The organism is Saccharopolyspora sp. NPDC050642, assembly GCF_040654735.1.
Classification (GTDB): domain Bacteria; phylum Actinomycetota; class Actinomycetes; order Mycobacteriales; family Pseudonocardiaceae; genus Saccharopolyspora; species Saccharopolyspora elongata.
Map to the genome: position 1 here is coordinate 346,864 of NZ_JBFAIN010000004.1, position 13,421 is coordinate 360,284.

Sequence of the window (13,421 nt, forward strand, 5' to 3'; positions counted from 1 at the left end):
CGGATGCTTGCTTACTTCGTGCCTTCGACGCGGCGCTTGAGCTCCTTCAGCGCCGTATCCATGATCATCTTCTCGGCCTTGCGCTTGAACAGGCCGATCATCGGGATCGCCAGGTCCACCGCCAGGCTGTAGGTCACCTCGGTGCGGTCGCCGGACAGCGGGTTGAGCCGGTAGCTGCCGCGCTGCGCCTTCTGCACCTGGCCCTCGACGAGGTTCCAGCTCACCGACAGCCCGTCGCCCGCCCAGTCGTAGACGTTGACGTAGGTGTCCTTGACCACGCCGGCGTCCAGCACGAAGCGCACCCGCTCCGCATCACCGCCCGAGGTCTGCGAGAGCACCTCGGTCTCCTTCACCGCTTCCGCCCACTCCGGGTAGGCGCCGAAATCCGCGATGGCTGCCATGATCTGCGCGGCCGGCGCCTCGATCACGATGGACTGGGTGGACTGATCGACCATGCGCCGCAGGTTACCGGGTGCGGGCAGCGGTAGCGGCGTGGAGGAGCAGGGTTTTTGCTCACCTTCACCAGCGGAGCACGTAGGGCCGCCCGGTGCGCTGGAAATGCCCGACGTTGACGCACTCGGTGCGCCCGATCCGCATGCGCCGCGCCAGCGGCTGGTGCACGTGCCCGAACAGCGACCACCGCGGCCGGTCGGCGGCGATCCGTCGGACCAGCGCGGCCGAGCCGCTCTCCGGCCGCCGCGCCACCACGTCGTAGGTCAGCTCCGCCACGGCGGGCGGCAGGTGGGTGCACAGCACGTCCACTTCGGGCAGCGCCGCGACGGCCGCGTCGTACTCGTCCTCCGGCCGCAGGTACGGCACCCAGGCGGCGTGGCGGCGCAGCGTCGCACCCGCCGGGAGCACGGTGCCGCCGACGAAACCGAAGGTCAGGCCGCCGATTTCGGCGCTCTCCCCGTCGAGCACCCGGATGCCGTCGCGGACGAACTCCGGCCACAGGTGCGGCGCGTCGACGTTGCCCGGGGTGGCGTAGGTGGGCGCGGTCAGCGCCGCGAACAGCTCGGCGTACTGCTCCCGCACGGCTTCCTCGACCACCGCCGCCGGATCGGTTAGCCCAGCCCACAGCGAGCGCACGTAGGCGCCGAACTCCGGGCCGCGCTGGCTGCGCCGCAGCTCGGCGAACCGGGCCACCTTCTCCGGGCCGAACACCCGCCCGAGGATGCCCTTGCCGTGGTCGTGGTAGTCGACGAAGTCGATCAGGTCACCGAGCACCACCAGCGCGTCGGCGCCGTCCCCGGCCCGCTTGAGGTCCTCGACGTTGCCGTGGACGTCCGAAACGACGTGGACGCGCAAGTCCAACTCCCCTCCGCCGACAACTCCTCCCCTCGAACCTAATCCGTTCGAGGGCCGCTTTGGGAGCACCCGATGCCCACCTGCACCGTTCGAGCGGCGCAAGCCGCCAACCGGCGGCACCATGCCGATCATCGGGGCAACTACGCTGTGTTGACTGGAGCGGGCGCACAACGGGGACTACCGCTCAGTAACTATCAGCGTTAGGTTGTGCCCCACTGACTGGTGTGTTTTCGGAGGTTTCGACGTGCGAGAGTTCAGCGCACCCGCCACAACGACTGTGGCCGAGGACGAGAACCTCACCGACATGGTGTGGGCCAACGCGGAGCGCTTCGGGAGCACGGTGAGCTTCCGGCGCCGGGTGGACGGCACCTGGGTCGACGTCACCGCCGCCGACTTCGCCGCGCAGGTGCTGACCGTGGCCAAGGGCCTGGTCGCCGCAGGCCTGGAGCCCGGTGACCGGGTCGGCCTGATGTCGCGGACCCGGTACGAGTGGAGCCTGCTGGACTTCGCGATCTGGACGGCCGGCTGCGTCACGGTGCCGATCTACGAGACGTCCGCGGCCGACCAGGTCGAGTGGATCCTCACCGACTCCGCGGCCAAGGCCGTGATCGTGGAGAGCGAGGCGCACCGCGCCGAGGTGGACAAGGTCGTGGGCCGGCTCTCCGAGGTCTCCCACGTCTGGCAGATCGACGGCCCGACCAGCGGCGGAGCCGCCGGCGCGGTCGACGAGCTGACCGCGCTCGGCGCGGAGGTCGAGGACCGCGACGTGCACCTGCGCCGCCGCGCGGTGCGCGCCGAGGACGTCGCGACGCTGATCTACACGTCGGGCACCACCGGCCGCCCCAAGGGCTGCGTGCTCACGCACCGCAACATGCTCGCCGAGGTGCGCGCGGACATCGAGGCCTTCCCGCAGCTGACCCGGCCCGGCAACTCGATGCTGATGTTCCTGCCGATGGCGCACGTGCTGGCCCGCGCGATCACCGTGATGTGCGTGTACGGCAGGGTCACCCTTGGCCACACCAGCGACATCAAGGACCTCGTCGCCGACCTCGGCTCGTTCCGGCCGACGTTCGTGCTCGCGGTGCCGCGGGTGTTCGAGAAGGTCTACAACACCGCCAAGCAGAAGGCGCACGGCAGCGGCAAGGGCCGGATCTTCGACGTCGCCGAGGACACCGCGGTCGCGTTCAGCCGCGCCCAGGAGGAGGGCGGCCCGGGCCTGGGGCTGAAGCTCAAGCACGCGCTGTTCGACAAGCTCGTGTACGGCAAGCTCCGGGCGGCCCTCGGCGGTCGCTGCATCGCGGCGGTATCCGGCGGCGCGCCGCTGGGCGAGCGGCTCGCGCACTTCTTCCGCGGCGTCGGCGTGCCGGTGCTGGAGGGCTACGGGCTCACCGAGACGACCGCCGCGGCCGCGGTGAACGTGGAGAGCGCGTTCAAGGTCGGCACCGTCGGCAAGCCGGTGGCGGGCACGTCGGTGCGCATCGCCGAGGACGGCGAGGTGCTGATCAAGGGCGACGTGGTGTTCAAGGAGTACTGGAACAACCCGACCGCCACCAAGGAGTCCCTCGAGGACGGCTGGTTCCACACCGGCGACCTCGGTTCGCTGGACGACGAGGGCTTCCTGAAGATCACCGGGCGGAAGAAGGAGATCATCGTCACCGCAGGCGGCAAGAACGTCGCCCCGGCGATGCTGGAGGACGCGCTGCGGGCGCACCCGCTGATCAGCCAGTGCATGGTGGTCGGCGACCAGAAGCCGTTCATCGGCGCGCTGATCACCCTCGACCCGGAGTTCCTGCCGTCCTGGCTGGCGAACAACTCCCGGCCGGAGAACACCCCGGCGACCGAGCTGATCGACGACCCGGACCTGCGCGCCGAGGTGCAGAAGGCCGTCGACGAGGCCAACAAGGCGGTGTCCCGGGCGGAGCAGATCAAGCAGTTCCGGATCCTGCCGGAGGACTTCACCGAGGCCACCGGCGAGCTGACGCCGAGCATGAAGCTCAAGCGGAACAAGGTCGCCGAGAACCACGCGGCCACCATCGAGGCGATCTACTCGTAACCGGCTCTTTGCAGCGCTGAGGGCCGCCGATTTCCTGCGAAATCGGCGGCCCTCGGTGCTCCTGGCCCGGCTATGCGAGTGCTCCGTCGTCGTACTCCGGAACGCCGCCGACGACGGTGGCACCCACCGCGACGTCCTTCAGCCCCGCCGGGTCGACCTCCCAGAGGTCGTCCGACAGCACGACGAAGTCGGCGAGCTTCCCGCGCCTCAACGTGCCCTTGAGCGCTTCTTCCCCTGCCGCGTAAGCGGATCCGTACGTGTAGGCGCGCACCGCCTCCGGCACCGTCAGACACTCGTCCGCGTTCAGCAGCTCGCCGGCGGCGGTGCGGCGGTTGACCATGTCGTGGATGTTCAGCAGCGGCGCCGCGTGCACGACCGGCCCGTCGCTGCTGCCGGGCAGCACTGCCCCCGCGTCCAGCAGGGACTTCATCCGGTACGCCTGGCGGCTCCGCTCGGGACCGAGGGCCCTGATGATCCCGTCGCCGAGTTCCGAGATGAACCGGCCCTGCGGCACCGGCACCACGCCCAGCCGCACCAGGCGGGCGACCTGCTCGTCGGAGGTGACCCCGAAGTGTTCGATTCGGTGTCGCGCATCGGGTCTCGGAGCGTCGAGCTGAGCGGCCTCGACGGCGTCCAGGGCGAGGTCCACCGCCGCATCGCCGATGGCGTGCGCGGCGACGGACCAGCCCGACCGGTGGGCTGCGGCGACGAGCTCGCGGATCTCGTCCGGGTCGAAGAGCATGAACCCGTGGTTGTCGGGTTCGCTGTGGTAGCAGCACTTCATCGCGGCGGACTTCCCGATCAGCGAACCGTCCGTGAGGATCTTGACCGCGCCGACGCGGAGGCGCTCGTCGCCGAAACCGGTCCGGATCCCGGTGTCCAGCCCGAACCACTCCGTCGCTTCCCGGAAGCCGTCCAGGTAGTGGAGCGCCGTGATGTAGGGCATCACCGTCATCCGGATGCGCAGCAGGCCGCGTTCGCGGGCGAGCTGGAAGGTGTGGAAATCCGCCGGCGAGAAGCCCATGTGCTGGTGCGCGGCCAGGCCCGGCTCGGTCGCGCTGGTGAGACCTTCCGACAGAGCCCGGTCCGACGACAGCTTCAGGTAGTCGAGCACCTCGTCCACCGGGACCGGGCGGGTGATCCGCTGGATCAGTGACTTGGCGCGCTCCTGCAGCAGCCCTTCCGCCCGCCCGTCAGGCAGCCGCACGACGTGTCCACCGCCGACGTCCGGCACGCCGAGACCGCCGGGAAAACCGGCCCGCTCGAATGCGATCATGTTCGCCACGCCCATGTGCCCCGAGACGTGGTCCAGCCACACCGGACGGCCGCCGGCCGCGCGGTCCAGCGCCGCCGCGGTGGGATGCCCGCCGATCTTGTTCTGGTCGTATCCCCAACCGAAGACCCATTGGTCCGCGCCGAGACCCGCGGCGTAGCGCCGGACCGCCGCGTAGAGCCCGTCGAGCGAGTTCACCTGCTCCGCGCGGAGGTCGAGGGTCGCCAGGGTCCGCCCCCGGCGCGACACGTGCTGGTGAGCGTCGTTGAACCCCGGCAGCACCGGTGCGCCCGCGAGGTCGTGGACGCGTTCGGCGGTGACGCCGTCGAGTTCCTCGTCGAATCCGATCAGCCGACCGTTGTGCACGCCCAGCGCGTGCGCGGTGGGCCGTCCCGCATCGAGGGTGCGGATGCGCCCGTTCCGGAAGATCGCGTCGATCTTCAGCATCACGCCTCCTCCACCGAAGTCGCCCGGGCCCGGTTCAGGAAGAACACGCTGACCCCGGTCGCGGCCAGCAGCGCCACGTAGAAGCAGGCGACCGCCCAGGGCGAGCCGTCCGTGGCGTTGAGGATCCACTGGCCGACCAACGGCGTGGCACCGCCCACGAACGTGGCGCAGAGCTGGTAGCACAGGGAAACGCCCGTGTACCGGATGTTCGTCGGGAAGGCCCGGGCCAGGAAGCTCGCGAGCATCGCGTAGTAGGCCGTCGTGCCCAAGGTGGACAGACCCAGCGTGACGACGATGGCGAACGGATCGGCGCTCATCAGGGCGAGGAACTTGGGGATCGCCAGGATGGCGGCGAAGCACAGCCCGAAGAGCATCACCCGCGCCTCACCGCGCGCGGCCGACAGCCTGGACGCCACGGGCTGCCACGCGAACTGCAGGATCGCGGTCACCAGGAGGATGTTCAGCATCGTCTGGCGCGGCACGCCGAGATCCGCCGTCGCCCAGGAGAGCGTGAAGGTGTTGTTGAAGTAGGCCGAAGAGATGCCCATGATCGACGCGCCCACGCCCAGCCACACGATCTTCGGCGCCGACCGGAACGCCTCCACTACCGGAGCGCGGACGACCGCCTGCCGCTCGCGCGCCTGCGCGAAATCGTCCGACTCCTCGATCTTCAGCCGCACGACCAGCCCGACGACCACGAGCACGGCCGACAGCAGGAACGGAATCCGCCAGCCCCACGACATGAACTGCTCGGTGGGGAGCTGGCCCACCGCCAGGAAGACCAATGTGGACAGGATCGAACCGGCCGGCGAACCCTGCTGCACCCACATCCCGGCCCGGCCCCGGCGCTTCCCCTCGGCGCTTTCGGTCGCCAGCACCACCGCGCCGCCCCATTCGCCTCCGACGGCGATGCCCTGCAGCGCGCGCAGCACGATCAGCAGCACCGGCGCGAGCGCGCCGATCTGGGCGTATCCGGGCAGCAGGCCGATCAACGTGGTGGCGCAACCCATCATCAGGAGGGTGATCACCAGCGTGTTCTTCCGGCCCATCCGGTCGCCGAGATGCCCGAAGACGACCCCGCCGATGGGCCGGGCGAGGAATCCCACCCAGAACGTGGCGAACGAGGCCATCAGCGCGGATCCGGCCGCGACGTCCGGGTAGAAGACCTTGCCGAACACCAAAGCGGCTGCGGTGCCGAAGATGTAGAAGTCGTACCACTCGATCGCCGTCCCCATGAACGCGGCGACGGTCGCCGCACGGGCGCGCTGCGCCCGATCCGCCGGCGGTGATTTGAGACTGCTGCTCATCGATGCTGCTCCAAGACTCGCCACAGCTCCGAAGGCCGGGCTTGAGAAGGACTGCGCACAAGTCTCGCCCGGTGCGGCATTACCGTCCAATGCCTATGTCGGCGACTATCCATTACCAGGAGGCATAAAGTGGCCGCATGGAGAACCGCGTGCTGGGCTACTTCGTGGCCGTCGCCGACGAAGGCTCGGTGACGGGAGCCGCCGCCGTCTGCCACGTGACCCAGCCGGCGATCTCACGCCAGCTGGCCGCGCTCGAAGCCGAACTCGGCGTGAAGCTGTTCGAGCGGTCTTCCAAGGGACTCCGGCTCAGCGCCGCCGGCCGGCGCCTGCTGCCGATCGCCCGGGACATCCTGGGCAGGGTCGAGCAGGGCCGCGCCGTCATGCGGTCCCTCTCCACCGAGGGCACCCTCGAACTGACGGCGGTCTGCCCGACGACGACGATGATCTACATCCTCGCCCCGTTCGTCGCGGCCTGCGGCGCACCGATCACCAACATCGCGGACGCACTGCCCGACGAGATCTACGGCCACCTCGCCGATCACCGAGCAGACCTGGCGGTCAACAGCCGCCAACCCCCGCCGGGGCTCGCGGCGAGGACGATCATCGACCTCCCCATGCTGGTGCAGTTCCCACCGGGGCACGAACGCTTCGCCGACCGGCGCGAGGTCGAGCTGGCGGAGCTGGTCGACGAGCGGCTCGTGGTGGCCGGGCGCGGCAGCGCGATCCGCCAGGCGCTCGACGAGGCCGCGCACGACGCCGGGCTGTCGCCCACGGCGGTGCGGACCACGGACTCCAGCACGGTGTCGCAGTCCCTCGCCGCCGCCGGCCACGGCTGCGCGGTGGTCATCGAGTCACCGAGATTCGGCCTGCGCACGGCGAACCTGTGCAGCGGCGGAAGACCGTTGAGCGTCACCCTGCACGCCGCCTGGGACGCATCGCACTTCGCGGCGGCGGAGATCGACGCCATGGTCGGCGAACTGGCCGACTGGGCGCGGTCGAACCGATCCGATCCCGCGATGCGGATCGCCGACGACACCCTGACCAACCTCAGCTAGCCCAAGAGATCAACCGAAGGTGTGACGGAGGTCGGCTCGCCAGCCGGCCACCAGCTGGGCCCTGGTGAGGCCCGTCGCCTCGCGCAGGGCATCGTCCACTTCGGCCGGTGAGCCGGTGGCCGCCACGCGGCGGTAGAGGTCCACCAGGCGTCGTTCGCCGAGCCGGTCGGCGAGGTGGCTCACCACCGACCAGGACTGCTGGTAGGCCAGGTCCAGGCGACGTCCGGCCTGGTGGAACTCGCGGTCGTCGGGCAGCCTCGCCGGCGGCCCGGCCTCGTGGAGCCTGCGGATGAGGTCCGGGGCGATGTCCTTCGGCGCCACCCCGCTGTTGCGGTAACCGACGTAGTCGGCGAAGCCCTCCAGCATCCACATCGGAGCGTCGGCCACCGTGTCCGCGCGGGCCGCGACGTGGGTGATCTCGTGCCGCAGCACCACGCGCAGGGCCTGGTCGGAGAGCCGGTCGGCCGCCTTGGGGTTGAGCACCACCCGCTGGCCCTCCGCCCGGCGAGCGTCGGTGTCCACCCGGTCGGCCACCGCGACGGCCGCGATGCCGTCCACCGCGAACTCCGGCCCCACCAGCGAGCGCAGCTCCTCCTGGGACGCCGGGACCAGCACGCCCACGCGCCGGGGCCAGTCCGGCCCCCAGACCTCCGTCACGTCCGCCACGGCGGCGTCCAGCAGCCGGGAGACCCGCTCCACCGGTTCCGGGTCGTGGCCGATGACCATGCCGGTGGCGGTGCGCCGCACGTGGCAGAGGCCGAAGTCCCACGGGCCCCGCCAGGCGCCGGCATCGTCCGCGAGGTACCAGGAAGCGCCGCGCCGGGCGAACACGTAGCCGAGCGTCCGCCGGGTCGGCGCACCGTCCACATCGGTCAGCGCGTAGCGCAGCACCACCCGCGGGGCCCAGGTCTCGTCCGCCGCGGGCACCGGCGGCCGGTCACCGGCCGCGCCGTCGAGCTCGTAGGTCCACTCGGTCGCCGGGATCGTCGCGAGGTTGCGGAAGAGCTCGTGCTGGCGCCGCTGGAAGTCCGGCGGCGCCTGGGGGTCCACTGTGGTCGCGAAAGCAGCCTCGTCACCGGCCCGGACCGCGGCGGCCCGCCGCTCCAGCAGGTCCCGCACCGCCGCGTCCGGCGTCGCCGGCACGGCGAAGCCGGCTCGCACCGACGCGGTGCGCGGAAGGTCCGGCAACGGCACCGGAATCGTGGAAACCCCGGCCAGCACGGCGCCGGCGGCGACTACCGCCAGCCACGCCCGAAACACCCCCGGTGCATGCACGGGGCGCATGGTATTCCCGATCACATCGGCGGCCCGTTCGGGTCCCCCGGCATGCGTTCGGGGCCGGCACCTGGTGGCGCCGGCCCCGAATGCGGAACGTCAGCTCAGCCCGCGACGCGGCGGATCGCCGTCACCGGACCGATCTTCTTGTAGTCGGCCACCTTGACGACGTCGCCCTCGGTCGGGGCGTGCACCGCCTTGCCGTTGCCGATGTACATGGAGACGTGGCTGACCGGGCTGTAGTAGAAGATCAGGTCGCCCGGCCTGAGGTCGCTCGCCGACACGCTACGGCCCTCGGTGACCTGGGTCTTGGTCGAGCCGCCGATCGTCACGCCGGCCTGCTTGTAAGCCCAGTAGGTCAGCCCGGAGCAGTCGAAGGTCGACGGCCCCTTGGCGCCCCACACGTAGTCAGAGCCCTGCTTGCCCAGCGCGGCGTTGACCGCCTGGACGGCCGCACCGGCACCGGCGATCGAGCCGACGCCGGTCTCTCCGTCGGACTTCAGCGAGTCGCGGTCCGCACTGCTGAGCTGGTTGTAGCGCTGCCTGGCCTTGGCGATCTGGTCGTTCATCGCCTTGGTCTTCTGGTCCAGCTCGTCGGCGATGCGCGCGGCATCGGACTCGGCCTGCACGGCGCGGTTGCGGGCGTCCTGCGCGGCGCGCTCGGCGGTCTCCGCCTGCTGCCGGGCCGTGGACAGCGCCTTGACCGCGTCGTTGTTGTCCTTGGCCAGCGCGTCCAGCGCGGACGCGCGGTTGAGGAAGTCTTCCGGGGTCTCGCTCACCAGCAGCGCCGACAGCTTGTTCAGCCGGGCACCCTGGTAGGACGCGTGGGTGAGCTGGTCGACCTGGCCGCGGAACCGCTCTTCCTCGGCGCGGGCCTGGTTGGCGACCTGCTCGGCCTGACCGGCCTCCTGGTTCGCCCGATCCAGCTCCGCCTTCTTGGCGTCGTGGTCGTCTTCGGCCTTCTTCGCTTCTTCGGTGAGCTGCTCGGCCTGGTGCTGGAGCTCCTGCACCTGCTTCGCCGCGTCCGACGCGTTGTTCGGGAGTTGTGGGTCTGCGAGCGCCGGCCCGGAGGTCATGCCAACGACGGCTGCGACCGCGGTTGCGGCCAGGGCACCTCGCAAAGAGCGCTTAAGTCGGTGCGACTCCACGTCGCGCACTGCTCCTTCTGCTTCGCCCGCTTACCGGTCGGTTGCCCCCTGCCCGACACGGCCCGACTCCCCGACAAGCCGGTTCAACGGTGCCCCGCGGGCCGCCCGGTCTGGGCAACTGATCGCCACGAGGTCCCGAGTAGGTTACGAAAGGTGAGCCGCAAGGTCCAGAAGTGGGTCCAAAAATTTGTGCCTTCGTGCACAAGACCTCTAACGGACGAGAGTCATGCGCTCACGGTGACGGAGCATGCAGGCCAGTCACCTGGAATTGTTGTATTCGAACCCACTCGATCGAGAGACGCACGACACGCTGGTGATCGGTTATGACATCGGCCACGTGCCCGCGGATCGCCAGGCGGTCGATTGCGTCGGCAAGCTGCTAGACGCGGTTGAGCCGGGCCAGCAACATCGCGGACGAAACGGCGTAGGCGCCGCGCCGGCGGACCGAGGTGACCACGGCCCGGTCCGAGGTCGCGACCACCACCTGCCGCCCCTTCGGCTCGGCGGAAACGAGGTCCCTGATCACGTCGTCGGCCTGCACCCCGGGCTCGCTGAACAGCACCCTGACCCCGCGCGGCCCGGCGGTCGGCACCGCCAGCACGTCGGCGCCGTCGAAGACGACGGTGACCTCGGCGCCGGTCCGCGCCGACAACGCGGCGAGCTGGTGCGCCAACCGATCACGCTGATCGGACAGCGGCAATTCCGGATACCCGGTCTTGGTCACGTTGTAGCCGTCGACGATCAGGTGCACGGCGGGCAGCGCCAGCAACCGGTCCAGCGCGGCGACGTCCGGCACCTCACCGGTCGCGCCGGAATGCGCCCTGACGCGCTGCACGACGTCCGCGGGCCGAGGCCCGCTCCCGCTCGCCCCCAGCTCGCGCCTCAGGCCGCCTACGGCGCCCTCCAGCGTCTCCAGCAGCAGCGCCAACCGCACCTCGTCGCCCTGACGGGCTTCTCGGGCGGACTGCCGCGCCACCTCGACCTCGGAGCTCGCGCGCTCCGCGCGCCGCCGCTCCTCCTGCGCTCGCGTCCGCTCGCGGTCGCGCTCCGCGGCGATCTCCTCGATCTCCGCCTCGTGCTCCGCACGGATCTTCTCCAGCTCGCCGCGTGCGTGCTCCGCGGCGTCCTTGGCTTCCTTGAGCCGCACGCCCTGCTCGCGCAGGCGCTTGCGCAGCCGGTCCGCCTCCGAGCTGTTCTCGTCGCCTACGCGCTCGGCAGCGTGCTTGGCCTCGGCAAGCTCTCCGCGCAGGCGCCCGACGTCGGCGGTCAGCCGCTCGACCCGCGCCGTCGCGGAGTCGCGCTCGCCGCGCAGTTGGCCCTGCTCCGCGCGGAACGCGATCAGTTCCACGTAGTGCGGCGCGATCGGCGAGCCGAGCAGCACTGCGGCCGCGGCGACCACGACCGGATCGGGGTCGTCCAGGGCGAGCGCCTCCGGGCGGTGGTTGCCGCACCAGTCCACGACCGCGGTGCGGAACACCCCGGAGTCGCGCAGCGCCGCGATCAGCGCCGACTGGCCGAGCTTGGCCCGCTTGGCCGGCGCGAAGCGGACCACCGGGCGGAGCTGGGCCGGCACGTCCGACGCGCGCATCTCGCCCAGCGAGCAGGCCGCCAGTTCCGCCAGCCGCAGGCGCAGTGGACCGGGCAGCGCGTCCCAGTCGACGGGCGGGCCACCGCCGGCCTGCTGTGCACTGTCCACAGCAGACTCGTCGGGCGTTGGGGCGTCGGTTGCCCCTGGCTTCGGCGGTACCACCCCCACAGGCTAATGGCCCAGGTCCCAGAACCCCGCATCCGCCGGGCCTGTCGGTAGCGGGACGTAACGTGATCGCCGATGTCCGCGCACCCGCAACTGTCCTTCGACGAGCTGCTCACCGCCGAGGAAGTCCCGCTGCACGAGGTGACCTTCGTCGTCGTCGACCTGGAGACCACCGGCGGTGACCGCAACGAGGACGCGGTGACCGAGATCGGCGCCGTCAAGGTCCGCGGCGGCGAAGTGCTCGGCGAGTTCGCCACGCTGGTCAACCCGGAGCGCGGCATCCCGCCCGCGGTCGTGTCGATCACCGGCATCACCGAGGCGATGGTCGTCGAAGCGCCCCGCTTCGACACGGTCCTGCCCGCCTTCCTGGAGTTCAGCCGCGGCAGCGTGCTGGTGGCCCACAACGCGCCGTTCGACATCGGGTTCCTCCGCGCCAACTGCGAGCGGCTCGGGCTGCGGTGGCCGAAGCCGCAGGTGGTGGACACCGTGCGGCTGTCCCGCCGGGTGCTGACCAGGGACGAGACGCCCAACCACAAGCTCGGCACCCTCGCCCGGGTGCTCAACGCACGCACCGTTCCGGTGCACCGCGCGCTGGACGACGCGCGCGCCACCGTGGACGTGCTGCACGCCCTGCTGGAGCGGGTGGGCGCGCTCGGGGTGCGAACGCTGGAGGACCTGCTCGGTCACCTGCCCGACGTCGCGCCGCAGCAGCGGCGCAAGCGCGGCCTCGCCGACGGGCTGCCGAACTCGCCGGGCGTCTACCTCTTCCGCGGGCCGAAGGACGAGGTGCTCTACGTGGGCACGGCGACCGACCTGCGGCGGCGCGTCCGGCAGTACTTCACCGCCGGGGAGCGGCGCAGCCGCGTCAAGGAGATGGTGCTGATCTCCGAGCGGGTCGATCACGTGGAGTGCGCTCACCCGCTGGAGGCCGAGGTGCGGGAGCTGCGGCTGCTGGCCGCGCACCAGCCCCGCTACAACCGGCGCTCGAAGTTCCCGCAACGCGCCTGGTGGGTGGTGCTGACCGACGAACCGTTCCCCCGCCTGTCGGTGGTGCGCGTCCCGAAACCCGATGCGCTGGGGCCGTTCGGCTCCCGCCAGGCGGCGGCCGCCGCCGTCGAGGCGCTGCAGTCCGCCGCGCCGGTGCGCCGGTGCACCGAACGCATCTCGGCGCGCGAACCCAGCGGCCGCCCATGTGCCCTGTACGAGCTGGGGCGCTGCGGAGCGCCTTGCGCGGGGCTGCAGAGCGCCGCCGAGTACGAGCCCGCGGTGATCTCCATCCAGGACGTCATCCGCGGCCGCAGCTCCGATCTGCTGGAGCAACTGCGGGGCGAGCTCGACCGGCTGTCCGAGGCACAGCGCTTCGAAGACGCCGCAGTGCACCGCGACCAGCTGGCCGCGCTCGTGCGGTCGTTGGACCGCGGGCAGCGGCTGGCCGCCCTGACCGGCGTGCCCGAACTCGTGGCGGCCCGGCCGGACGGCCGCGGCGGCTGGCAACTGTCGGTGATCCGGCACGGCCGGCTCGCGGCCGCGGGCAACGCGCGGCGCGGCGTTCCGCCGATGCCGATCGTCGACCTGCTGCAGGCATCGGCGGAGACCGTCATCCCAGGAGTCGGGCCGCTGCACGGCACGACCGCCGACGAGGCTCGCGTCGTCTACCGCTGGCTGACCACCGGAGGCACCCGCATGGTCCGGTGCAGCATCCCGTGGGCCGAACCGGCCGGTGCCGCCGGGTCCTGGCGCACCTGGCTGGAGAAGGCCACCACCGGCCGGACCCCCTACGCCGCCATCGACTGACGGCCGAG

At 71.2% G+C, this 13,421-nt stretch carries 10 protein-coding genes; 3 read left to right on the top strand and 7 right to left on the bottom strand.

The genetic code is table 11. The features are described from left to right. Positions 1–11 precede the first annotated feature (11 nt). Complete coding sequence (locus tag AB0H93_RS10165) at positions 12–455, bottom strand: SRPBCC family protein (protein WP_358570351.1); 444 nt, start codon at positions 453–455, stop codon at positions 12–14. A 64-nt stretch (positions 456–519) separates the two neighbouring features. Further along, entirely contained in the window at positions 520–1,308 is a 789-nt protein-coding gene (locus AB0H93_RS10170) for a metallophosphoesterase (protein ID WP_358570577.1), read from the bottom strand. A 244-nt stretch (positions 1,309–1,552) separates the two neighbouring features. On the opposite strand from AB0H93_RS10170, the gene AB0H93_RS10175 reads away from it, so the two are divergent. Further along, the gene (locus AB0H93_RS10175) at positions 1,553–3,361 is read left to right on the top strand and encodes a long-chain fatty acid--CoA ligase (protein ID WP_358570354.1); all 1,809 of its coding nucleotides are present in this window, start codon (positions 1,553–1,555) and stop codon (positions 3,359–3,361) included. A gap of 70 nt (positions 3,362–3,431) precedes the next feature. On the opposite strand, the gene AB0H93_RS10180 is transcribed toward AB0H93_RS10175, so the two are convergent. Continuing rightward, on the bottom strand, positions 3,432–5,081 hold the full coding sequence (locus AB0H93_RS10180; protein WP_358570357.1) for an amidohydrolase: 1,650 nt from the start codon (positions 5,079–5,081) through the stop codon (positions 3,432–3,434). Continuing rightward, on the bottom strand, positions 5,081–6,388 hold the full coding sequence (locus AB0H93_RS10185; RefSeq protein ID WP_358570360.1) for an MFS transporter: 1,308 nt from the start codon (positions 6,386–6,388) through the stop codon (positions 5,081–5,083). Before AB0H93_RS10185 ends, AB0H93_RS10180 begins: the two co-directional genes overlap by 1 nt. A 137-nt stretch (positions 6,389–6,525) precedes the next feature. On the opposite strand from AB0H93_RS10185, the gene AB0H93_RS10190 reads away from it, so the two are divergent. Next, the gene (locus AB0H93_RS10190) at positions 6,526–7,443 is read left to right on the top strand and encodes a LysR family transcriptional regulator (protein ID WP_358570363.1); all 918 of its coding nucleotides are present in this window, start codon (positions 6,526–6,528) and stop codon (positions 7,441–7,443) included. Positions 7,444–7,452: 9 nt separating this feature from the next. Here AB0H93_RS10190 and AB0H93_RS10195 read toward each other — a convergent pair whose 3' ends face one another. From AB0H93_RS10195 to AB0H93_RS10205, 3 genes are all read right to left on the bottom strand, one after another. Beyond that, the gene (locus AB0H93_RS10195; protein ID WP_358570366.1) at positions 7,453–8,718 is read right to left on the bottom strand and encodes a basic secretory protein-like protein; all 1,266 of its coding nucleotides are present in this window, start codon (positions 8,716–8,718) and stop codon (positions 7,453–7,455) included. A gap of 104 nt (positions 8,719–8,822) precedes the next feature. Continuing rightward, positions 8,823–9,794 (bottom strand): NlpC/P60 family protein, encoded by a 972-nt coding sequence (locus AB0H93_RS10200; RefSeq protein ID WP_358570370.1) that lies wholly within the window; start codon positions 9,792–9,794, stop codon positions 8,823–8,825. Positions 9,795–10,245: 451 nt separating this feature from the next. Beyond that, positions 10,246–11,562: an NYN domain-containing protein gene (locus AB0H93_RS10205; protein WP_358570373.1), complete on the bottom strand. Its 1,317-nt coding sequence runs from the start codon at positions 11,560–11,562 to the stop codon at positions 10,246–10,248. A gap of 132 nt (positions 11,563–11,694) precedes the next feature. Between AB0H93_RS10205 and AB0H93_RS10210 the strand changes: the two genes are divergently transcribed. Further along, positions 11,695–13,413, top strand: coding sequence for a DEDD exonuclease domain-containing protein (locus AB0H93_RS10210; protein ID WP_358570376.1), 1,719 nt, complete (start codon positions 11,695–11,697; stop codon positions 13,411–13,413). Positions 13,414–13,421 lie beyond the last annotated feature (8 nt).

Excerpts from the sequence above, each read along its gene's own strand:
- AB0H93_RS10180 (WP_358570357.1), bottom strand. The coding sequence starts at position 5,081 with ATGCTGAAGATCGACGCGATCTTCCGGAACGGGCGCATCCGCACCCTC.
- AB0H93_RS10185 (WP_358570360.1), bottom strand. The coding sequence starts at position 6,388 with ATGAGCAGCAGTCTCAAATCACCGCCGGCGGATCGGGCGCAGCGCGCC.
- AB0H93_RS10165 (WP_358570351.1), bottom strand. The coding sequence starts at position 455 with ATGGTCGATCAGTCCACCCAGTCCATCGTGATCGAGGCGCCGGCCGCG.
- AB0H93_RS10190 (WP_358570363.1), top strand. The coding sequence starts at position 6,526 with ATGGAGAACCGCGTGCTGGGCTACTTCGTGGCCGTCGCCGACGAAGGC.
- AB0H93_RS10210 (WP_358570376.1), top strand. The coding sequence starts at position 11,695 with ATGTCCGCGCACCCGCAACTGTCCTTCGACGAGCTGCTCACCGCCGAG.
- AB0H93_RS10200 (WP_358570370.1), bottom strand. The coding sequence starts at position 9,794 with ATGACCTCCGGGCCGGCGCTCGCAGACCCACAACTCCCGAACAACGCG.